Consider the following 21,384-nt stretch of genomic DNA (forward strand, 5'->3'; position numbering starts at 1 on the left):
ATCCCCAACCCTTAGTGATTATGCGGATCAAAGCCGCCTTTCGCTTGCTCGGAAGCAATAAAGAAAGCGCCGGCGACGACGATGGGGTACTGAGATACAGAGTATTCAGAAAGTGCAGCAGAATCTTTGCTGCTGATTTCTATCAGGATTTCTCCTGCGTTACTGGTGGTGCGTTCGGTCGTCTGGATTGTCCGGATAGTCCGCCCGCGTTCCACTTCCAGTGCGCTGAATTCGCCGGGTGTGCTTTCAATAAAAATCTGCCAGTCACCATCGCTGCCACGCACCAGTGCGGTTTCTGGCACCAGGGTGATGGGATTTTCTGAGCGGGTATAAAAATCGGCGCTGGCAAATAATCCGGGGTGCAGACGGTGATCGGGATTTTCGACGGTTAAGCGCACGATACGGGTGCGGGTTAACGGATCAATGGTATGGGATTCATGGCTTATCTGTGCGCTGATATTCAGTCCGGCGACATTAAGCATAACGCGGGTATCACGGGTTAAATGCAGCTCAGATTCTGCCGGTAAACGCGCTTCAGCCCAGAGGGTGGTTTCGTCGGTGATCTGCATTAAGGCACTGCCGGCGGTTACACGCTGACCCTGCTGAAAATCATCGCTTAATACCAGCCCCGCAGTCTGTGCGGTTAACTGATATTCGCCGAAGCTGGCCGGGGTTAATTCTGCATCGGCATTCAGGCCATAAGCGGTGAGGCGTGCGCGCGCTGCGGCGAGGGTATTTTCGGCTTGATTATAACGGGCGGCCCCGGCAGCATTTTTACCGAGATTTTTTACCCGCTGCCATTCAGAGCGGGCGCTGCGTAATTCCGCCTGGGCACTGGCAACACCTTCGCTGAATAAGGTCAGCAATGGTTGTCCGGGTTGTACGTGATCACCCAGTGCGACATGGCGGGTGATTACCACCGAATCGACCCGTGGCGAGACAACAAAACTGCGGTAACCGTTGGCGCGGATTTCGGCCGGTGCACGCAGCGGAATATCGGTTTTTTCGGCAGGAATTATCCTGCTGATAATGCCGGCCTGCTGTATCTGTTCTGCGCTTAAATGCACGCTGTTTTCGTTGTCGTTATGTTCGTCCTGTTCATGTTCATACTCTTTGCCCGGTTCGCTGAGCGTTTGGTTTTGGCTGGAGGCATGTTCGTGGTCATGGCCGTCACCGGCATAACCGGGCAGCGGTAAAACCAGGGCTAATAACAGAATTGGCGTCAGCATCAGGCGCTGTGCCATGGCTGGTTTGTTGTCTGATTGATTATCTGAAAATAATTTATTAACTGAATACAGTGGCAGCATAATGTTTCTCACTCTGAAATCCGGCTATTGCTGCCTGTGGCAGCATTCTGGCTGTTGGTGTTGGCAGCGCTAAAACTGCGGATAGTCTGGCTGTCGCTCAGCCATTGGATCTGTGCCTGACGATAATCACCGGTTAATTCAATACCGGCCTGCAGGCTGGCGGCCCATTGTGCGGAGGCCTGAATATAAGCACTGGTGCTGAGGTCGCCGTTGGTCCATTGCTGTTGCAGCAGTTGCGCACTGCGCTGGCCGCCATCGGACATCAGCGCATGCCATTGTTCAACCTGACGGCGGTACGCCAGAACCCGGCTGTAGCTGGCGCGCAGCTGTTGCTGCTGTTGTTGCAGGCTGGCATAGAACTCCGCTTCGGCCTGCAGGGTTTCGCCATCGGCTGCGGCCGCGGCCTGGCGGTAAGAGCTGCGTACATTGAGCGGTAAAGACAGGGCCAGCCCTAATACATCTTCCTCGCCACTGCGCCCGGCACTGATGCCAATCGTTGGTTCGGCGCGCAGGCTGTCGCGGCTCAGTTGCGCGCGCTGCTGCTCGGCCAGCCAGAACAGTCGTGCGCTTTCACTCTGCGGATGCGACAGCGCCAGTTGCTTAAGCTGCGCATTATTTAATGGCTGCGCCGGTAATTGTTGCGCACTGTTATCCAGCTGCTGAATGAGTGCACTGAGGTATTGCGGCTGTTGCTGCCAGTCGGGTAAGAGGCTGGATAATTGCGCGGCCGCGGCGCTTAATTCCGCCTGGCTGGCGGCAATATCGGCCAACAGTGAGCTTTGCGCCAGCAGCGCCAGTTCGGCATCCAGTGCACTTAAATCACCGAGGCGGCGACGCTGCTGAATCAGTTGCGTCAGCGTCTGCCGTTGCTGCTGTAAACGCTGCATTAACTGATCGCGCTGCTGCGCACTCTGGTAACGCACAATGGCCGCCAAGGCGTCGGCGGTGGTTTGCTGCAGGCTTTGCTGATACTGCTGCTCCGCCTGCTGTTGCAGAAATTGCTGTTGCTGGCTGCGCGCTGCACGCTGATTCCACCAGTCGATTTTCTGGCTGATTTCCAGCGCATAATTATTATTACTGCCTTCCTGCTCCAGCCGGGTTTGTAATTCCGGGTTATACAGCGGCTGAGTGGCGGCCTGGCTCCATAATGCGCGGCTGTTTTTTTGTGCGGAAGCTGCTTTTACCTGCGGTGTCTGCATGATGCTGCTTTGCAGCCAGAGACGTGCAGCATCGTTATCCGGACTGCTGCTGTTTACCGCTTTGGGCGGATTTATGCTGTCTGACGCATACGCGGGTATGGTCAGGGTGCTGGCGATAAAAAACGCCATTACCGGGATAATATTCATGGGTTATTCCTGAATAAAAAATACGATAAGCCACCGGCAGTACAAACATCGGCACTGTTGGTTCGCGGCAGCGGTTAAACGCGGTTATTCAGGAAACAATCGGAGGGCGCAGGTGTGGGCTGAGGGCACGTACAATCATAGTGCGGGTGTAATCGTTGTGCAGGCTGCCAGTCTGGTTGGCGGCCGCCAGCGCATCGTTAACCGGCAGGGATAACGGCGTGTGGGCATGACAATGACAGCAGTGGCTGCAGTCGTGCTGGGCCTGATTGTCGCTGTTCAGGCTATGGGAGTCATTGGCGAGGGTATTGGCCAGATCGTCATGGTGCGCAGGCTGGTGTTCGCTCAGATGAGCGGCAGCCGAACGCTCGAAGGTTTCATGCACATCCGCCAACGCCGCAACCGACTGAAACAGGGTCAGCAGTAATAAGGCGATATTTAACAGGCGGTTATTGCGCATAAATAAACAGCAGATTTATCAGTAGATACTGCGCATAGTAGAGCGGTGTTTAACCGGCGTCTACTGCGCAGGCGTCAGGAAATGTCACCGCCCTTCAGTTTTGCCGTTGACGGCCGATATTAATATTACCTTCATAAAAAGCACGGTTGTGGTTTGTTATCTGCTACCTGTTCGTAGTGGCCTGTTAACAGTCCCTGATGCTTAGGGTTGTGTCTATGTCAGATATTCGTATATCCGCTGCCGGTTCGGTCAATAAGCCCGTGAGCAGCGAACAGGTTGCGGCGGAAAAACCGGCGAAAACCGCGTCTGCCAGTACTGATGCGCAGGGTGAAGCTGTGCACTTATCGGCTGCTGCGCTGAATCAGCTGCGTGCCGAACAGAGTGATACCCAGGCCAGTGAAGAGCATCCGCTCGACCGTATTATTAAAGACTTACAGGAACGTATTGCCGAAGTGCAGCGCCAGTTACAGGCGCTGGATGCTGTGGCAAGCGAAGGCGAGGAAGCCGATACCACCCGACAGGCTCGTCAGATGTTGCTGGACGAGCTGGCGCAGTTGAATGCCGCGCTCAGCCAGACGCTGACGCAGAAGCTGGAGTCCCTGCGCCAGTCGGGTTGAGGTCGTTGAAGTAATATCGGACGTCTGACTTTTTATTCCTCAGCGCCATACGGATGATGCTTTCTCCAGTGCCGGGCAATATCCGCGCGGCGGCATACCCAGACCTTATCGTGGCGCTGAATATAATCGAGAAAATCCGCCAGTGCGGCCGCGCGTCCCGGCCGACCGGCTAAGCGGCAGTGCAGACCAATGCTGAGCATTTTCGGGCTGTCTTTGCCTTCGGCGTAGAGCACGTCGAAGCTGTCTTTTAAATACTGATAAAACTGCTTACCGCTGTTAAAGCCCTGGCTGGTGGCAAAGCGCATATCGTTGGCATCCAGTGTGTAGGGCACAATTAAATGCGGCTTGCCGCCTTCTTCCACCCAGTAGGGCAGATCGTCGGCGTAGCTGTCGGCGTCGTATAACAGGTCGGCCTCTTCGCAGGCGAGGCGGCGGGTATTGGGGCTCATGCGGCCGGTATACCAGCCTTCCGGGAAGCTGCCGGTCAGGCGTTTATGAATATCCAGCGCTTCGCGGATATGGGCGCGTTCAACCTCTTCCGGCACGTATTGATAGTCGATCCACTTCAGACCGTGGGAGGCGATTTCCCAGTCGGCTTTCAGCATGGCATCCACCACCTGCGGATTGCGCTCCATGGCGGTGGCTACACCGAATACGGTTACCGGCAGTTCACGCTCGGTAAACATGCGGTGCAGACGCCAGAAGCCGGCGCGGGAGCCGTATTCGTAGATGGATTCCATATTCATATGGCGCACGCCTTCCAGCGCCTGAGCGCCGACAATTTCAGATAAAAAGGCTTCTGAGGCTTTGTCGCCATGGAGGATGCAGTTCTCGCCGCCTTCCTCGTAATTAATCACAAACTGCACGGCGATACGGGCCTTGTGTGGCCACTTTACGCTGGGGATATCGGCGCCGTAACCGATCATGTCGCGGGGGTAGGTCATGAAACACCTGAAAAGCTGACTGATTAGTCAGCTGAGTTTAGCGCTAAACCCGGCGACTTGGCAGCGGGCAAAGTGAGCATTTATGGATGACGCGCAGCGATCCGGAAATCTGGCGAACAGACTGTTGATAAAGTAATTATTGATATTCGCAGATCAGCACAGGCATATTGCGCCTCTTTCGCGGTTTATTCAGGAATACCATGTCTCTGTTGTTGGCGATGTTATCTTTCTCGTTCGTGATGTCGATATCACCGGGGCCGGTGAATATGGTGATTCTCTCTTCCGGTGCCAGTTACGGCGTCCGCCAGACCTTTTCTTTTGTCTCCGGTGCCACTCTGGGCTTCACGCTGCTGTTGCTCTGTATCGGTCTTGGGCTGTATGAGGTCGTACAGCTGTTCCCGGATTTTCTGCGCTATCTGGCACTTGCCGGGGCGGCCTTCATTGTTTATCTCGGTTATCTGATTGCGTCAGCGGCACCAAAGCTCAGCATCGAAAAGCAGAAGCGGCCAACCTTTATTCAGGGCTTTTTATTGCAGTGGCTTAACCCAAAAGCCTGGATGGCCTGCATGTCGGGGGTGTCGTTATTCTCAGCGCCAGAGGGATATCAGCAGTTTCTGAGCTTTCTGCTGCTGTATTTTCTGGTGTGTTATGCCTCGCTGTTCAGCTGGTCATTGCTTGGCGACCGGGCGGCGCAGCTGCTTAACAGCGAAGCCCGTTTACGGCTGTTTAATCGTCTGATGGGCGGTCTGTTAATCCTGACCGCCTGTTTCCTGCTGTACGTGCAGTTTTCCGCCAGCCGTTAATTAGGCCGCCGCTCAGCTGAAGTTTTGTGGCGGTATAAACTGCTCGGGATGTAAATCAACAATCTCCTGCAACTGGGCGCGCAGCCAGCGCTGTAAGGGCCGCTGATGATTACGCTGATGCCAGGCCATACTGATCGGTACCGGCGGTATGGCCAGCGGCGGTTGTTTAGCCACCAGTTGGCCGCTGCGTACAGTGGCGGCAACCACCGGCCAGGGCAGGGTGCAGAGCAATTGGGTCGTGGGCAGCAGCATTAAGGCGCTGGCGAAGCTGTTGACGGTCATGGCGATACGCCGGTTCTGACCACGGGCCGCCAGCTGCGTATCGACCTGACCACGGGCGTCGCCTGACAGTGATACCAGCAGGTGTTCAGCCTGCAGAAAAGCTTCTTCCGTTAGCGGCTGCTGTGCCAGTGCATGGCTGGCGCTCATCACACAGACAAAATGATTGTGAAACATCCGCTGCTGGTGAACCTGACGGTGTGAGCCGGCAAAGTAATCGAATACCAGATCGGCATCGGCCTCCAGCAGCTGGGTCATACCATCACCGCGGAAAGGCACGGCGTGCAGGTTAAGCAGGGGCGCCAGCTGTTCGGTGCGGGCGCGCAGGCGTGGCCAGAGAAAAGCGGCGGTGCCGTCGGTCATGGCGATGCGGAGGGTATCGCTGGCGCTCGCCGGGTCGAAATCCTGTTCATTCAGCGCGCTACTGATGACTTCCAGCGGCTGGTGGATCTGCGCCCACAGGCGCTCGGCGGCCGGCGTCGGACGGATACCGCGGCCATCTTTGATAAATAACGGATCACGCCACTGGTGGCGCATACGTGAGACGGCATTGGATACCGCAGGCTGGGTCATCGCCAGCTGACGGGCCGCCGCTGAGACAGATTGCTCCTGCATGATGCAGTCAAAAATCACCAGCAGATTAAGATCGGTACGGGCCATAGCGGGTCCTGTGCTGCGCTTTAATTCATCATAAATATCAATGATTCGTATGTTATTAATAAATTATTCGCTATGAAAGTGGCTTTGCATAATGACCTCATCAAACAGACAACAGTGTCTGCCCAACGACATCAGAAATGAGGAACGACTATGCAAGCCATCGTGATCAACCAATACGGAAACGCCACCAACCTGCAGCCTGCTGTGCTGGACAAACCAACCCCGGCCGCTGGTCAGGTGCTGATCCGCGTCGCCGCCGCAGGCCTGAACCCGGTCGATTTCCACGTCCGCAACGGCATGCTGGCCGGTACTGATACCCATCAGCTGCCGCTGGTGCTGGGCTGGGATGCCTCCGGAGTGATTGAAACCCTGGGCAGTGGTGTACAGAACTGGCAGGTGGGTGATGCGGTGATGGTACACACGCCGATCAGCCTGCAGGGCACTTACAGTGAATACATTGTGGCCGATGCCAGCCTGCTGGCTGCTAAGCCGGCCAGTCTGACTCTGCTGCAGGCGGCGGCGCTGCCTCTGGCCGGACTTACTGCCTGGCAGGGGATGATGGTTGATGGCCAGCTGCAGGCCGGTCAGCGTGTGCTGATTCACAATGCCAGCGGCGGGGTCGGCAGCTTTGCCGTACAGCTGGCGAAAGCCGCGGGTGCCCATGTGACGGCCACGGCCTCCGGACGCAAACGTGATCTGGTGCTGGCGCTGGGCGCTGACCGTTTTGTTGATTACACCCAGGCGCCGTTCGAGCAACAGTTAGCCGCAGAGGAAGCCTTTGATCTGGTGTTTGCTGCCACCGGCGGTAATGACGTACTGCCGCGTTCTTTAGCGCTGATTAAGCGTGGTGGTCATCTGATTTCCACCTTCGATGAAATGGACGAAGCTCAGGCACAGGCCGCTGGTGTGCATTACCAGCGCATGTGGGTTCACCCCGATGGTGCGCAGCTGCAGGAACTTGGCCGCCTGGCCGATGAGGGAAAACTTAAGGTAGTGCTGGATTCGGTATTTCCGTTAGCCGAGGCGCAGGCTGCGCATCGTCATCTGGAAAGTCAGAAGGTGGTGGGTAAGTCGGTGCTGAATATTGATCCGGCCATCATCGCCTGAAGGCTGTCTGCAGCGAAATCCTGAAATAAAAAGCAGACAGGCCGCAAAGCCTGTCTGCAAACCATCAGTTAACGGAGTTGAATACCAGATTCGACATGGTCTGGTTATCCGAACCCGGTACGGTGTTGTAGGTGCTCTTCCACAGCCACCAACCGCTGGTGGTGGTCTGGGTAGCAAAAGACACATTCACGCCCGGATTCAGGTTGTTGTTTACATAGCTCAGCAGCACGCCGCTCTGATTGCCGATGGTACCGCCGTGGTGGGTGTCGCTGCCCATCAGTACCGGATAGTGGTTGTACCAGAGAGAGTCAGGAGCGCTGACGCTGGTCTGCTCACCGTCGAGGGCGCGGTAGCCCACACAGCTGTCGACCGCTTTAATGGCATTACCACCACAGGAAGAATGCAGGGACACAACGCCATCATCGGTACCCGGCAGGAAGCCACCGGTAGCACCCAGATATTCACTGCCACCGCCAACAAAACGCAGACGCGGTACGCTGTTCGGTGCCATCGCGGTCTGACGGGCAACCGCCGGGCGCAGGTCACGCAACACGCCGAGTTTTTCCGGGGTTACGGTAAAGCCCAGCCAGGCGTTAACCGCGGCACGGATAGGGGCGGTCAGCCAGCTGCTGCTGCCCGCCACATCCAGCGCCAGATCGGCCAGTTCAGAACCACCGCCGGCACCGGCAAAGTCGAACACCGCGAGAATATTCAGCGGCTGCAGGCCAGCGGCTTCGGTCCAGACATCCTGCTGATCCAGCATATAGCGCGTTACCAGATCGCCGGTGGAATGGGTGGCCAGCACACAACCGTTATTGCAGAAACCCGTGCGCGCCCACTGCATTACCTTGTTGTAGGCACGTTGTGCGGTGTCGGCGTTAAGGCGGCTTTTCGAACTCCAGTCGAGGCGGTCATCGGCATACTGGCCCCAGAACGCTGACCAGTAATTGGCACCGTCGCTGGTAACTTCCTGTGGGGTTACGCTGTCGCGCATCAGCTGGGCCGGCTGTAAGCCGTGTACCAGAATCACATTTTTACCAGCCATCTGTGCCTGCGCCTGGGCGCTCAGCAAGGTGGCTGCGGTTAAACATACAGCGGTGATTGCCATCTTTATTTTTATCGTCAGCATTCAGTCTCTCCTGTGGTTTTAATTACTGGGGCGAGCCCAGCGATTGCAGAAATTGCAGACGCGATAAGGTCTGCTCATCCTGAAAAGGAATAGGTGAAAAGCGCGAGGGATCGACGTTTTTAACCGCGTAAAAATCATCCCGGCTGAAGCCCCACTGCACCTCAGGGCCGGGTTTTTCCGGCATCTTGCGCAGTTGCAGATTGCCGATCCATAAATTCTGAATGCCGTCTAAGTTGTACAGCAGCGAGCCGTGTACGCGCAGTTCCAGCGTACCGCTGCTACCTATCCGCCCTTTGCCCTGTAAATAGGCCAGTGGCTTTTTATCGGCATAGTGCAGGCTGGCGGCGAGCTTGTAGTAACCGGCGGCGGCTTTTTCAATATTGACCGGAATTACCAGTTCGTTGTCGTCGACATAGGGCGTGCCGGTACCGATAATTTCGGCGACGGCGGTAAAGACCTGAAACGGCGCGCTCTGGTGCAGGGTTGAGCCATCGCTCAGCTGCAGCTCCGCCACCAGATTAAGTTCGGCCGGCCAGTTGTCGCTGCTGCTGAAGCGGGTTTGCAGGCGTTGTTCGTTGCTGTTGTTCCCCGCTTGGGTGTTCTGTGCCTGGCTGTTTTGTACGTCGGTCTGTGGCATCAGCAGCACGGCATTGTTGTTATCGCGCACGCTCAGGGTCAGGCCGCTCAGCTGGCTGAACAGCGCATCGTCTCCGGACAGCACAATGTCGGCTTCTATCGGTTCTTCCTGACGGTAGCGGTAGGCCGACAACTGAATGCTCAGCTGGCCGGGCAGGCCGACCGTATTCAGGTCGCGTACGCTGTGAGCGCCGGCGTTTGGCTGCAGCAACTCGGTTTGCTGGCTGCCCAGCGGAATGGAATAAGACGGATACTGGCTGCTGACCTGATAGGCGGCGGCGACCTGCGTCATGGCTTGTTGCATGGCGGCTGGCAGAGGTTGCGGAGCCTGAATCACGGGGGCGTTCACAGGCTCGCTGCTGACGCTGTCGGCAACGGCAGGTAAGGATTCCTGGCTGATCATGGCCACAGGCTGTTGGCGCAGACCCAGTAACAGGCCCACTAACAGAACAAGGGCAATCAGAGGTATCCAGACTTTCATCAGAGTGTTCCGGTTGTTTTTATTGTGCCGGACACGTTAGAGCAAGGCGGCCTGATTGAAAAATTATGGACTGGTACTTTGGTGTAGGTTTGCTATTGATGCATCTGACAGTCTGGCGCGAATATTCCTCTATAACCTTTCTTCTGTGAGAGAAAAGCACACGTTTGACATGATTACTGAATCTTATGCATTAGTTGTCCTGTCAGGTCATATTGCTCAGAAAACTCCCGTAACCAAACGCTACATTCGATTACAAAATGCTGGCGTAATTTGCGGCGGATCAGTACCTGGCGGGGATTCCTCTTATCCGGCCATATGATCAGGTTGTGAAGCGCGCACGGCATTGGATTTCATGCCAAAGTATTATTCCTGTCAGGCAACATAAAACAATAAAGGCTGATGATGAATCAGGTACGGCACAAACACACTCTGGCGCTTTCCCTTTCTCTGCTACTGAGCGCTTGCGGTGGAGGCTCCGGTGGCAGCTTCCCTTCCGGTAACGAAAATGATGGCGGGAGCAGCAATCAGACTCCGGAGCTGACCCAGGCTTTGAGCAAAGGCGATGCTTCGCTGGTCAGTGCCGCTGAGCTGCGTGATGCGGCATTAGCCACTATTAATGCACAACGTACGGCCTATCAGCCGGTTAAGGCGCAGCTGCTGCAGCTGAATGCCAATGGCAGTGCGCGCAGCGATGGCAAAAGCCTGACCGCGGTGCATTGGGATGTAACCCACGACGCTGGCAAGCTAAGTCCGCAATTTGGTTATAACGACAGCCTGCTGATCAGTAATGCCAGTAATTCTTCAACAGCAGGCAGTGCCGCTTTTGCTGTTGTTGGCGAAGAGCAGCAGGGCCAGCGTTATCTGGTTCTGGGCAGTAATCCGATGCGTACTCAGCAGCGTGATGCGGCCTCGGTAAACGCACACATGGATCAGCTGCTGGAAAACAGCATCGGCTGGCTGGCCGGGCGCAGTGATTTTTCGGTCACACCTTTAAAGGTGGTGATTGCGCAGATGGATCAGAGCTATTACTTCCCCGACCGTAACGCTACCCGCAGCTGGCTGGATGCGCATTACCAGAGCTCTGTCAGTTATAACGCGGCTGCAAGCTGTGATGGCGCGGCATTGGCAGGTTGCTTAACGGCGGATACCGATGTGCTGATGATTTCTCAGGTAGGTGGCAGCACAGAATTAAATCCACAGATTCTGGCGGCGGTAAAAGCGGCGCAGGCGCGTGGTACCGGTGTGCTGTATATGCACTATGACGGCGGGCTGGATGCTCTGGGCAAAACCCTGCTGGAGCATTTTCATGTGACGTACAGCGGTGATAACTACTGGTCAAAATATTATATGAATGCGCAGGATATGCGCCCGTATTTTAATCAGTTGCCAGAATATGTTGCTGACATCCAGCAAATGCTGAGCACGCTGGCTGCGCCAATAACCTTCGATTTTAACCAGTGCGATGAAGAAGATTGCAGCACAGTAACGGGTTTTAACCAGAATTTTATGAACGGTGCTACCCGTGTACGCAATCTGATGGCGGACTTCGACCGGGAAAAACGTAATATTTTTGCTGCTGCCAGCGGCGATGAATACCGCCTGGAAAAATTACTGGCCCTGCTGGGTGACAGCTACCGTCAGCAGGTTGTGTTTCCGATGAGCCGCGATAAAACAGACGCGACTGCTCTGGTGCATTCCATCTACGCTGACATGTCGGTGTATAACTATCGCAGCCTGAATCCGGTACAGGCCGATCTGGGTAATTTCAGCCGCACTGATTTTTCCCATATTACGCCGGTCAGTAAAACCATTAATCTGGTGAGTAAAAATTATTTCCGCGCAGCCGGTGTGTATGTGTTGCCCGGAAAAACGGTGCGCGTAACCCGTCTCGATAATAGCCCGGTAAATACCAGCGTAGCGGTGAATACCCAGCGTGCTGCATCGACGCACTGGTTTGCCACCAACAATAGTTATAACCGCCCTAAATATCTGCAGAGCACCCAGATTCCTCTGGCCAGTGGCGAGAGCATTGAATTCACCTCACCTTATGGCGGGCCGCTGCAGATTTTCTTTGATGCCAATGATCAGAACGTCAGCTTTAAAGTCGAGAATATTGGCCTGCACCCATACTGGAATGGCGCCGAAGATAATGCCGATTTTGAAGCCCGTCTGAGTGCCGGTGAGTTTGACTGGGCGGAATTATCCACCGCCGGTTTTGAGGTGCATTCACAGCTGGAAAAAATGCGTACTTCCATGAATGAATGGGGCGGTACAGCGGCCGATATGGCCGTGGCAACTGAGCGTTATGTTTCCAACCTGCCTCATGTACTGGCCGGATTTGAAGGGCCGGGAATTGATGTAGTGGCCGAGATACATGATTTTGCCAGTGCCAATAATTTTACCGTGCAGAATATCGATATCGTGAAACACATGAACGCCGACCAGCCAACCTGTGGCTGGGGTTGCTCCGGTAATCCTTACGATGCCGGCTGGAGCTTCTCACCGACCGGTCATGGTGATATTCATGAGCTGGGCCATGGGCTGGAAAAAGGTAAATTCCGCTTTGCCGGCTGGGAAGGTCATGCATCGACTAACTTCTATTCTTACCACAGCAAATATCATTATTTCCTCGATACCGGTAAAGATCCTCAGTGCCAGTCATTACCTTTTGAAAGTCTGTTTAATACCCTGCAGACCAGCCGTAATCAGGCTGATCCGGTTGCCTATATGCAGGAACAGGCACTGAATGGCTGGAGCAATGGTGCAGCTATTTATATTCAGATGATGATGGCTGCCCAGGCGCAGGGCACGTTAACCGATGGCTGGATGCTGCTGCCACGTCTGCATATTCTGGAACGCGAATTCTGGAGTGCGACGCGCAACGATGACAACTGGGCAGCGAAAAAAGCGGCACTGGGTTTTGCTGACTTTAACCGCAGTGACGCCAGCGCCCTGAATAATAATGACTGGCTGAACATTGCGCTGTCTAAAGTCACCGGGTTGGATATGCGCGATTATCTGACCATGTGGGGCTTCCCGGCAGGTTCTGCTGCCAGCGCTCAGGTTGCTGCGCTGGCATTACCGGCGATGAGCAAAACCTTTTATGCTTCCGGCGGCGCCGAATTTTGTAAAGGACTGGATAAAACGCCGGTAGCTATTGATGGTGCAGCGGTCTGGCCGTTGTAATTGTGTTTTGCTGATAAAAGAGAAACCGGCCTGTCAGGCCGGTTTTTTTATGGATTATGAGAATCAGTCCGCAGCATAAATACCGTTGCGCCGGATATTAAAGGCTGTCTGGTGGAAAAACAGATGCGCCAGTGCAGTTACATCAGCGTTCAGCACACCTTCTGCCAGAACCGGGTCTGGCTCAAACAACAACCCTTGTTGCTGACTGTACTGCCGGATCGGGTTCAGGGTATTGCTCAGCAGGGCCGGCGGAAAGGGCGGACGAAGATTACGCAGGTGCTGTCCCTGTTCATTGGTCAGGTCAAATTGCAGAAAGGTTTTACAGGTCTGGGCGCTCATGCAACGCTGGATTTCGTTCTGCCATATACGGCATTGGCGTAAGTGCTGGCAATCGTCAGCGGTAACAAACCACTGAATATCGGTTTCTGTTACTGATGCCATGGTGAACATAAAACGCTGCTGCTGATAACCAAGCCATACCCTGTGCTTTTCTCCGTCTGCGCTGGCCCCGAGAATCTGCAGAGCAGTCCCTTTGGCGATCACTCCTCTAACCTGTATATCCGGTTGCCGATGGCTCTGCGTTCGTGCGCGCACTGATATGGGTTGCAGGCTGTGCTCGCCGCTGCCGTTATCCAGTATTAAAAATAATTCCGGAGTCGTATAACGCTGGCCCTGCATGGGGTGAGATGGAATATCAGGTTCACTGTTGTTCTGGTTGGTAAAGGGCAGGCTGGTAAAAGACTGACAGCCGCCAATAAAAAACAGAGAGGTGATTAATAAAAGAAAAATACGCATAAACCGCTCAGACGCTCCTTATCAATAGGTGGTCAGGATGCCAGAGGAGGCCTCAGGGTCAAGGGCGTTGCGGCTTTATTCGGTTGATACGGCGTGATGATGATCGCGAATGCGCCGGATCAGAAATCACGGCGCATTATTTTACAGTGCGGTATCTTCTGCTCTCCCAGGGCGCCATAAGCCAAAGACTCAGAGCGCCACAATCCACAGGCTCAGAGCGCCAATAATCAGAGATAAAAGCATCGCCAGGCTGACGCGGATACCCAGCGCCGGTTTGCCGATAACCATAGCAAGGCCTGCCTTAAATAAATTATTTACAGTGACCGCAATCAGAATACCGGTGGCTGCGACGGTCAGGGTCAGGCTGTCGCCGAGTGACATGCGCGATAAACTCAGGCTGATGGCATCAACATCGGTAATGCCGGAAATCGCCGCCAGCAGATAAACCCCGGTGCTGCCCATTTCCTGCTGCAGCCATTCGGTCAGTAATAAAATAATGACCAGCAGGCCACCCAGAATTAAAGCCGATCTTAATTCCAGCGGATTTTTGGCCAGATCCGGATGGCTGACGTCGGTTTTTGTATGACGCAGATTCATCACGATGGCGGGCAGATATAAAGACAGGGTCATCAGTAATACCGGCAGCCAGAGCAGGGTGATTAGCTCACGGTTAATCACCAGACAGTAAAGTAAAATGCGCGGAAACATGGTGCCGCAGGCCAGCAGAATACCGGCCGCTAATAACGGTGCATTGGCCGGTGATGAGCGGGCAAGGCGGGAGAAATGCAGTGTGAGTGCGGTTGATGAGCTTAAACCGGCGAACAGACTGGTAAACAGCAGGCCCCGGCGCTCACCAAGAATACGTACCGAAAAATAGCCAACAAAAGAAATCGAGGCGATCAGTACTACCATCCACCAGATTTCATAGGGATTGATCACACCACCGGGACCAAAGCCTTTATCCGGCAGCAGTGGCAGCATAACCACAGAAATCAGCAATAATTGCAGCGCGGCATCCAGTTCGTTTTCGCGCAATTTGCGCAGGGCACTGTGAATTTCGCTTTTGTTATCGAGAATAATGGTAGTGACCACGGCCGCCATAGCTGCGATCACGGTTTGACCAGCGGCCACCATGGCACCAAAACAGAAGGTCAGTAATAAACCCACCACACCGGTAATGCTGACGTTCTGATGATTGGCGGCATAAGTACGGTAACCGCTGATGGCCAGGGCTGCCATTACCAGCAGCATTGCCGGTAAAAACCAGGGCGAAATACTTTCTGACAACAGCACGCTGATACAGCCGGTCAGAGCGGTCAGCGTATGGGTACGGATACCGGCAACCCGTGCGCCGGCTTCCTGTTCGCGTGATACCCAGCCACGTTGCAGCCCGATTAACGCACCCAGAGATAAAGCAATGAATAACTGAAATGCTGTTTGGGCGTGGCCATTCACAAATACCGATAAATCCATGTCAGTTTTCCTCAGGTGCCGCAGAAGGTGCGTAACACTTTTTCATCCGGCTTTGGCGGTTGTTCATAGTCGGCATATTCTGCCTTGCTGCGGTATGGCTCGGCCAGTATCTGCAACAGTTGTTCAAAGACGGAAAAATCACCTTTTTCAGCAGCGGTAATGGCTTCGGCAACGCGGTGGTTGCGCGCAATATAGGCCGGATTTTTATTCAGCATACGTTGTTCGGCGCTATCGCTGTCGCCACGCTGAATTAATTGCTGCTGCCAGTCGTCCAGCCAGTCATTAATATTCTGTACCAGTGCTGCGCTGCTGCGGCATTCCGGCGGATTCAGCAGTTCCAGTAACGCCTGGCGTTCACTGTCTGGCTGACTGCAGTCGCTTAAACGGCGGAAAAACAGCGTATAGTCGATACGTCCTTCGGCCAGCAGTGCCAGCAGGTTTTCAATCAGCGCCTGATCACTGTTTTTCAGTGCGGAAAAACCCAGTTTTTCGCGCATATGTTCAAGCCAGGCCTGTTGTTGCCATAAGGCAAAATCCTGCAGAATGGCGGTGGCTTTTTCGACCGCAGCTTTCTCGTCGTCGTTAAATAACGGCAGCAGCGTTTCTGCCAGCCGCGCTAAATTCCACTGGCCGATGGCTGGCTGATTCTGATAAGCGTAACGGCCATGGCGGTCGATGGAGCTGAATACCGTTTTCGGGTGATAAGCATCCATAAAGGCGCAGGGGCCATAATCGATAGCTTCACCACTGACGGTCATATTGTCGGTATTCATAACGCCGTGAATAAAACCGAGCTGCATCCACTGGGCAATTAATTCGGCTTGCTTGCGGCAAATGGCTTCGAATAATTGCAGATAAGCATCGTCATCGTTGCTGTTAATGTGCGGATAATGACGGGCCAGTACATGGTCGGCTAATTGTTTAACGGCTTCGCCGTCGCGGCGCAGGGCAAAATACTGAAAGGTGCCGACACGGATATGGCTGGCGGCGACGCGGGTAAATACCGCTCCGGGTTCGCGCCCGTCGCGTATCACCCATTCGCCACTGCTGACCGCAGCCAGTGCACGGGTTGTGGGTACACCTAATGCGTGCATGGCTTCGCACAGAATATATTCACGCAGCACAGGCCCCAGCGGAGAGCGGCCATCGCCGCTGCGCGAAAATGGCGTGCGGCCACTGCCTTTTAACTGAATATCACGGCGCAGACCCTGAATATCGAGCAGGTCGCCGAGCAGAATAGCGCGGCCATCCCCTAATTGCGGATTTAACTGCCCAAACTGATGGCCACTGTAAGCCATCGCCAGAGGGGCGGCGTTGTCGGGAATTTGATTGCCGGAAAATATCTGTGCCAGTTCGTTGTCACTGTTGTTGTCGCTGGAGCAGGCGCTGGAGCTGGCGGTATTAAGCTCTATGCCTAATTCCTGCGCGAGAGTGCTGTTAAAACGGATTAACGCCGGATTTTTTACCGGCGTTGGCAGCACCCGTGCGTAAAAACGCTCGGGCAGAGCGGCGTAGGCATTGCTGAACGGTATTTGCAGGGAAAGAGACACGGCGCTTCCGGAATAAATAAGTGTGTTAGGGGCTGTTCAGACCCTAGGGCCTGTCGACACTAATTAAACAGGCCTGTTATCGGATAAAAATTCCTCAGACAAGGCGCTGAGAGTGTGGCCTAACGGGTTAAGCGAGCGAACAGCAACGCAGGATGAGGGATTTTTAGCCATAACCCTTCGGGCTGAGGCCAGTTTTCCCCATTAACTTCGTCGCTCGTCATTCATTTAGCCCGCTAATATCAATCCTCTCTCCTTGTTCTGAGAAAAACTGGCTCTCAGTAGGCCCGATTCACTTAGTGTCGACAGGCCCTAGGATATTCCGGCAGCGACTGTCTTGCCAGCGCTTCAGGCCGCAGAAGGTGCGCCCTGTTGCATAAAGCTGGCTGACTTTTGTTGAATCAGTCTGCACAACTGCTCTGCATGTTCATGAGCTCTTTGTGTAATATCTTCACGGCTGTTATCGCCACCGGTTTTATACACCATATCGTGGGAAATCAGCGGCGGCAGGAAGACCATGCCGGTAAAGTTCGCGCTTTGTTCCAGCGGACGCAGCAGCTCCTGAGTGGTGAAGTGGTTATGGCCACCGGCTGCATAGCTGTTCAGTGGACCGCCGATGGTGGTTGATACCAGTAAGTTTTTGCCACGCAACTGACTGTCCGGGCCATAGGCAAAGCCAAAAAGAAATACGCGGTCCATCCATTCCTTTAAAATTCCCGGTACGCTGTACCAATGAAACGGATACTGGAAGATAATCAGATCGGCCTGCAGTAATGCCTGCTGTTCTGCAGCAATATCGATCTGAAAATCCGGATAAAGCTGGCCGAGGTTACGCACTTCGGTATCCGCCAGCTGGCCGATCTGGTCAGCAATTATTTTATTGGCAAGCGAGTTCTGAATATTGGAATGTGCCAGGATCATTAAGGTTTTCATTATGTGTCTCTTTGTTAATGTCCGGCGATCTTAGACGATGAAAATCGCGCACATAAGAATGCACATTTCTGATACTCAGTACCCTTTTGTATACCCTTGGACGATATGAAATGAACCACTCAGACTATGATTGCAACCTCGGTTGCCCGGTAGAAGCGACTCTTGAACTGATTGGTGGCAAATGGAAAGGCGTAATTCTTTATCACCTGCTGGATGGAACACATCGTTTCAATGAATTACGCCGGATTATGCCGGACATTACCCAACGAATGCTGACCCGGCAGTTACGGGAACTGGAAGCTTGCCAGCTGATTTCGCGCACAGTTTATGCCGAAGTGCCGCCACGGGTGGAGTACAGCCTGACAGAGTACGGCCGGACTCTGGAGCCGGTCATACAGGCATTACGTGGCTGGGGGATGCAGCACCTGACTGCTGTTCAGAATCAATAACCGCTGTCAGGTGATGTGCAGTAAAACGGAGAAAGATTATTTAACCGAACGGCTTCACGCCAATCAGCATGCCATGCAGCCACAGGGCAAAGGCAACCCAGGCGCCGATACCCACGACCAGCGTCAGTACGTCGCGTACCGCTCCTTTATACTCTTTCTTCACCCCGGCGATACGGTCACGGCGACGGGATAGCGCAAACCCGGCAATAGCCCAGGTTAAGAAGGCACCGAACAGCACCAGATCGTGCAGACCGCCATTGGCAATTAAATGGGCAAAGGCCCAGAGCTTGATGCCCAGATACATCGGATGGCCGAGCTTAACCTGCAAACGGTTGCCGGGAATCTGGCTGGCAAACAGCAGAATAAAGGCGGGCAGAGTGATCAGTGCCGCCAGATGGCGTGTCCATACTGGTGGTGTCCACAGCCAGGTCGGGTTCATACGGGCTTCGCCGTAACCGATCACCAGCAGAATAAAGCCGCCGATGGCGACCACGGAATACAGACCCTTCCACGGCAGCAGCCCCAGACGGCTGATCATGGCGTTACGCCATTGCGGCGCGATCAGATTGGTACAGTGTCCGCCGATAAACAGCAGTAGTCCGGCCAGTAATAACGTCATGGTCATTCCTCAATTCATTATGTTTGTGCCATCATGCAGGCATATCAGCGCGGATAAAAGTTCTGTATGACGTCAGCACGCAAACGCATTTACATCGCCTACACCGGCGGCACTATTGGCATGGCCCGTACTGAGCGTGGTTTTCAGCCGCTGGCCGGCTTTCTGGAAGATAAAATCCGCAGTCTGGCAGAATTCAGCCGTGACGAAATGCCGGAATTTGAGCTGCATGAATACCAGCCGCTGCTCGACTCATCGGATATGACGCCGGCGCAATGGATGCAGATTGCCGCCGATATTCTTGCCCATTACGACCGTTTCGATGGCTTTGTTGTGCTGCACGGCACCGACACCATGGCCTATACCGCCTCAGCCCTGTCGTTTATGTTGCCCGATCTGGGCAAGCCGGTGATTGTGACCGGCTCACAGATTCCGCTGTGCGAGCCACGCTCCGACGGCCACGATAATTTACTCAACGCGCTCTATATTGCCGCGCATTATCCGCGTGCCGAAGTGGGCCTGTTTTTTCATCACCGGTTATTGCGTGGTAACCGGGCGACCAAAATAAACAGCCAGGGCTTTGATGCCTTTGATTCACCCAACTGCAATGCGTTGCTGCATGCCGGAATCAGTATCGAAGCCGGCCTGCCGGAATTGCGTCCGCTGCATAATAAACTGCCACAATTTAACGCCCTGAAAAGTGCGGCGGTGGCGGTGGTGACCCTGTATCCGGGGATCGATTTTTCGCTGTTGCAACGCCTGCTGGAACAACCACTGGATGGCGTTATTCTGCAGACCTTTGGCAGCGGTAATGCACCGCAAAATCCAGCCTTAATGGCAGCGTTTAAACAGACCAGCGAGCGTGGCGTGGTGCTGGTTAATCACAGTCAGTGTTTAAGCGGGCGGGTGGATATGGGCAGCTATGCCGGGGGGCATGCCCTGCGCGAAGCCGGTTTTGTATCGGCCGCTGATATGACACTGGAAGCAACGCTGACCAAGCTGCACGTATTATTAAGCGCTCCCGGAGAACGCAGTCATGTAATCAGCAAAGCCCGGCGTTTAATGGAAGTGCCACTCTGTGGTGAGCTCAGCGCGGCAAAATAAAAAGCCGTAAAAGAGCATAAGAGAGTCCGAATAAACAGCAGTAAACGGAGAACGTGATGACTGACTTACCTCATCCAACCCTGATTGAGCTGGCCGCGATTCTTGCCGAAGCAAATGATCGTGATCACTGCCTGCAATTACTGGCAAAAACCGGCTTAAATTCACAGAGCGCAGAATGCTGGGCCGATTATATGCCGCTGGCCTTTGCCCGTGCGGCCTACCGTTTTCAGTTCAGTGGACCTTACCCGCTGGATCAGGCCCGTGCCGAGCGTGGCTTGCTGCCACTGCTGGAAGATGAGGTTTACCAGCAGGCCTGGGTCTGGGCCTGCGATTGCGGCGCGATGGACAGTATCACCAGCGCACAATTCAATACCATTGTGCGTTTAAGCCCGGAGCTGGAGTTTATTAGATCTGCATCGGGCTCAAAGATTCGCTGAGAATGCCAAAGACGTAAGTGGTTTTTATATTAAGAGTCAACGCTACAATGGGAAAAATATTAGATTGTTCTGACGAAAACACAATTTGGTTGTCGGTATGTCAAATATTCGGGACAAGCAAGAAAAACTTATATGAGTTGCTGGTGAATATCGATCCATACTTGTATCGGATAATTCCAGAATATGAATTTATATATGGTAAGGTGTGTGAAGTTTTCGGGGAGCCTGATCTCGAAATAGAAACTATTTGGTTTCATGGAACAAGAACAGACAGCATAGAATCTTTTAAAACGAGAGGCATCCTTTCAAAAAGTTATGTTAAAAATAATATTGAGTCAAAAGTTAAATCTTTGGCTGTAGGCGTTTTTCCGAAAGGTAATAATCCATTTAGTACATCCATTCAATCTAAAGATAGTACTCTGGATGAAGGCCCTTATGCCGTATTATTTAAAGAGGTTGCACTCTATTCTCCAGGGTCTTCACATAGTTACATAACATGTCCTGAAATAGTTGAGGATCTGGCAGGAAGTGTAGTGGGAGAGAACTATAAGGAAATTGTTGATCGCTATTACTCAGCTACTAAGCCTTATATCATAGCATTTCGGATGGAAGCTGGTCGTGATGAGTTAGCTCGAGCTCTTTGGTATCTTCACTCTATGGCTGATGGTGATAGCTCAATTGAAGCGGCGGAGTTAGCAAATACATGTTTTAACTCGAATGGTGTTGCTATAAATCCGGAGAGAATAGTTAGTTATGAAATTGTAATTTAGGTAAGAATAAGTTGAATTAAGCTTCTGTTCCTATGATTGGAATACGGCTGATCGGATTGCTTGAACCGGCGATCGTGCGGCGCCAGACAATCAGATGATTCTGCGGCCGTCAGAGCAAAACCCTGCCCCGGAGCGATGCAAATTTATTCAGGTTTTAAAAAGTCGATCCGGGGCGAATTGTTTTGCGTGCCGCATAATCATTACAGTTGTCTGGATGAAGCCGGACGCGCCGAAAAGAGAGGATCGTAAGGAGATACCTCTCCTTGCAGGGGGCCAGGGGCTTGCCCCGGAAAGGCGTTTCAGATTGA

Annotated in this window: 20 protein-coding genes; 8 read left to right on the top strand and 12 right to left on the bottom strand. The window is 53.6% G+C overall.

The window, feature by feature from the left end; translation table 11 throughout:
* Positions 1–11: 11 nt before the first annotated feature.
* From LGT44_RS17010 to LGT44_RS17020, 3 genes are all read right to left on the bottom strand, one after another.
* Positions 12–1,319 carry an efflux RND transporter periplasmic adaptor subunit gene (locus tag LGT44_RS17010; RefSeq protein ID WP_230332104.1) on the bottom strand — a complete coding sequence of 436 codons (1,308 nt, stop codon included), beginning with the start codon at positions 1,317–1,319 and terminating at the stop codon, positions 12–14.
* Positions 1,316–2,653 carry a TolC family protein gene (locus LGT44_RS17015; protein ID WP_230332105.1) on the bottom strand — a complete coding sequence of 446 codons (1,338 nt, stop codon included), beginning with the start codon at positions 2,651–2,653 and terminating at the stop codon, positions 1,316–1,318. Before LGT44_RS17015 ends, LGT44_RS17010 begins: the two co-directional genes overlap by 4 nt.
* Positions 2,654–2,741: 88 nt before the next feature.
* Positions 2,742–3,110: a hypothetical protein gene (locus LGT44_RS17020; RefSeq protein WP_230332106.1), complete on the bottom strand. Its 369-nt coding sequence runs from the start codon at positions 3,108–3,110 to the stop codon at positions 2,742–2,744.
* Positions 3,111–3,325: 215 nt separating this feature from the next.
* Here LGT44_RS17020 and LGT44_RS17025 point away from each other — a divergent pair, with 215 nt between their 5' ends.
* Positions 3,326–3,727, top strand: a complete 402-nt coding sequence (locus LGT44_RS17025; RefSeq protein ID WP_225692919.1) for a hypothetical protein — start codon at positions 3,326–3,328, stop codon at positions 3,725–3,727.
* 32 nt (positions 3,728–3,759) lie between these two features.
* Here LGT44_RS17025 and puuE read toward each other — a convergent pair whose 3' ends face one another.
* Positions 3,760–4,671 carry an allantoinase PuuE gene (gene puuE / locus LGT44_RS17030; protein ID WP_145466578.1) on the bottom strand — a complete coding sequence of 304 codons (912 nt, stop codon included), beginning with the start codon at positions 4,669–4,671 and terminating at the stop codon, positions 3,760–3,762.
* Positions 4,672–4,871: 200 nt separating this feature from the next.
* On the opposite strand from puuE, the gene LGT44_RS17035 reads away from it, so the two are divergent.
* A complete protein-coding gene (locus tag LGT44_RS17035; protein ID WP_230332107.1) occupies positions 4,872–5,474 on the top strand; it encodes a LysE family translocator in 603 nt (200 codons plus the stop codon).
* A gap of 12 nt (positions 5,475–5,486) precedes the next feature.
* Here the strand turns inward: LGT44_RS17035 and LGT44_RS17040 are convergent, their stop codons facing one another.
* Positions 5,487–6,413: a LysR family transcriptional regulator gene (locus LGT44_RS17040; protein ID WP_230332108.1), complete on the bottom strand. Its 927-nt coding sequence runs from the start codon at positions 6,411–6,413 to the stop codon at positions 5,487–5,489.
* Positions 6,414–6,563: 150 nt separating this feature from the next.
* Here LGT44_RS17040 and LGT44_RS17045 point away from each other — a divergent pair, with 150 nt between their 5' ends.
* Positions 6,564–7,520: an NADP-dependent oxidoreductase gene (locus LGT44_RS17045; protein ID WP_230332109.1), complete on the top strand. Its 957-nt coding sequence runs from the start codon at positions 6,564–6,566 to the stop codon at positions 7,518–7,520.
* A 64-nt stretch (positions 7,521–7,584) separates the two neighbouring features.
* Here the strand turns inward: LGT44_RS17045 and LGT44_RS17050 are convergent, their stop codons facing one another.
* Positions 7,585–8,649: a hypothetical protein gene (locus LGT44_RS17050; protein WP_230332110.1), complete on the bottom strand. Its 1,065-nt coding sequence runs from the start codon at positions 8,647–8,649 to the stop codon at positions 7,585–7,587.
* A 22-nt stretch (positions 8,650–8,671) separates the two neighbouring features.
* Positions 8,672–9,766, bottom strand: coding sequence for a hypothetical protein (locus tag LGT44_RS17055; RefSeq protein WP_230332111.1), 1,095 nt, complete (start codon positions 9,764–9,766; stop codon positions 8,672–8,674).
* A gap of 399 nt (positions 9,767–10,165) precedes the next feature.
* On the opposite strand from LGT44_RS17055, the gene LGT44_RS17060 reads away from it, so the two are divergent.
* The gene (locus tag LGT44_RS17060; protein WP_230333654.1) at positions 10,166–12,952 is read left to right on the top strand and encodes an ImpA family metalloprotease; all 2,787 of its coding nucleotides are present in this window, start codon (positions 10,166–10,168) and stop codon (positions 12,950–12,952) included.
* 63 nt (positions 12,953–13,015) lie between these two features.
* On the opposite strand, the gene LGT44_RS17065 is transcribed toward LGT44_RS17060, so the two are convergent.
* From LGT44_RS17065 to LGT44_RS17080, 4 genes are all read right to left on the bottom strand, one after another.
* Positions 13,016–13,747 carry a hypothetical protein gene (locus LGT44_RS17065; RefSeq protein WP_230332113.1) on the bottom strand — a complete coding sequence of 244 codons (732 nt, stop codon included), beginning with the start codon at positions 13,745–13,747 and terminating at the stop codon, positions 13,016–13,018.
* Between the two features lie 189 nt (positions 13,748–13,936).
* On the bottom strand, positions 13,937–15,220 hold the full coding sequence (locus LGT44_RS17070) for an MgtC/SapB family protein (protein ID WP_230332114.1): 1,284 nt from the start codon (positions 15,218–15,220) through the stop codon (positions 13,937–13,939).
* A gap of 11 nt (positions 15,221–15,231) precedes the next feature.
* On the bottom strand, positions 15,232–16,770 hold the full coding sequence (locus tag LGT44_RS17075; RefSeq protein ID WP_230332115.1) for a protein adenylyltransferase SelO: 1,539 nt from the start codon (positions 16,768–16,770) through the stop codon (positions 15,232–15,234).
* Between the two features lie 345 nt (positions 16,771–17,115).
* Positions 17,116–17,700, bottom strand: a complete 585-nt coding sequence (locus LGT44_RS17080; protein WP_230331891.1) for an NAD(P)H-dependent oxidoreductase — start codon at positions 17,698–17,700, stop codon at positions 17,116–17,118.
* Between the two features lie 110 nt (positions 17,701–17,810).
* Between LGT44_RS17080 and LGT44_RS17085 the strand changes: the two genes are divergently transcribed.
* Positions 17,811–18,149, top strand: coding sequence for a winged helix-turn-helix transcriptional regulator (locus LGT44_RS17085; RefSeq protein WP_230331892.1), 339 nt, complete (start codon positions 17,811–17,813; stop codon positions 18,147–18,149).
* A gap of 40 nt (positions 18,150–18,189) precedes the next feature.
* Here the strand turns inward: LGT44_RS17085 and LGT44_RS17090 are convergent, their stop codons facing one another.
* Positions 18,190–18,768, bottom strand: coding sequence for an NnrU family protein (locus LGT44_RS17090; RefSeq protein ID WP_230331893.1), 579 nt, complete (start codon positions 18,766–18,768; stop codon positions 18,190–18,192).
* 66 nt (positions 18,769–18,834) lie between these two features.
* Here LGT44_RS17090 and ansA point away from each other — a divergent pair, with 66 nt between their 5' ends.
* From ansA to LGT44_RS17105, 3 genes are all read left to right on the top strand, one after another.
* Entirely contained in the window at positions 18,835–19,869 is a 1,035-nt protein-coding gene (gene ansA, locus LGT44_RS17095; protein ID WP_230331894.1) for an asparaginase, read from the top strand.
* A gap of 56 nt (positions 19,870–19,925) precedes the next feature.
* The gene (locus LGT44_RS17100) at positions 19,926–20,306 is read left to right on the top strand and encodes a hypothetical protein (protein WP_230331895.1); all 381 of its coding nucleotides are present in this window, start codon (positions 19,926–19,928) and stop codon (positions 20,304–20,306) included.
* A 143-nt stretch (positions 20,307–20,449) separates the two neighbouring features.
* Complete coding sequence (locus LGT44_RS17105) at positions 20,450–21,076, top strand: hypothetical protein (RefSeq protein ID WP_230331896.1); 627 nt, start codon at positions 20,450–20,452, stop codon at positions 21,074–21,076.
* Positions 21,077–21,384 lie beyond the last annotated feature (308 nt).

The sequence above is a fragment of the Thalassolituus alkanivorans genome (genome assembly GCF_020447205.1).
Taxonomy (GTDB): Bacteria; Pseudomonadota; Gammaproteobacteria; order Pseudomonadales; family Oceanobacteraceae; genus Venatoribacter; species Venatoribacter alkanivorans.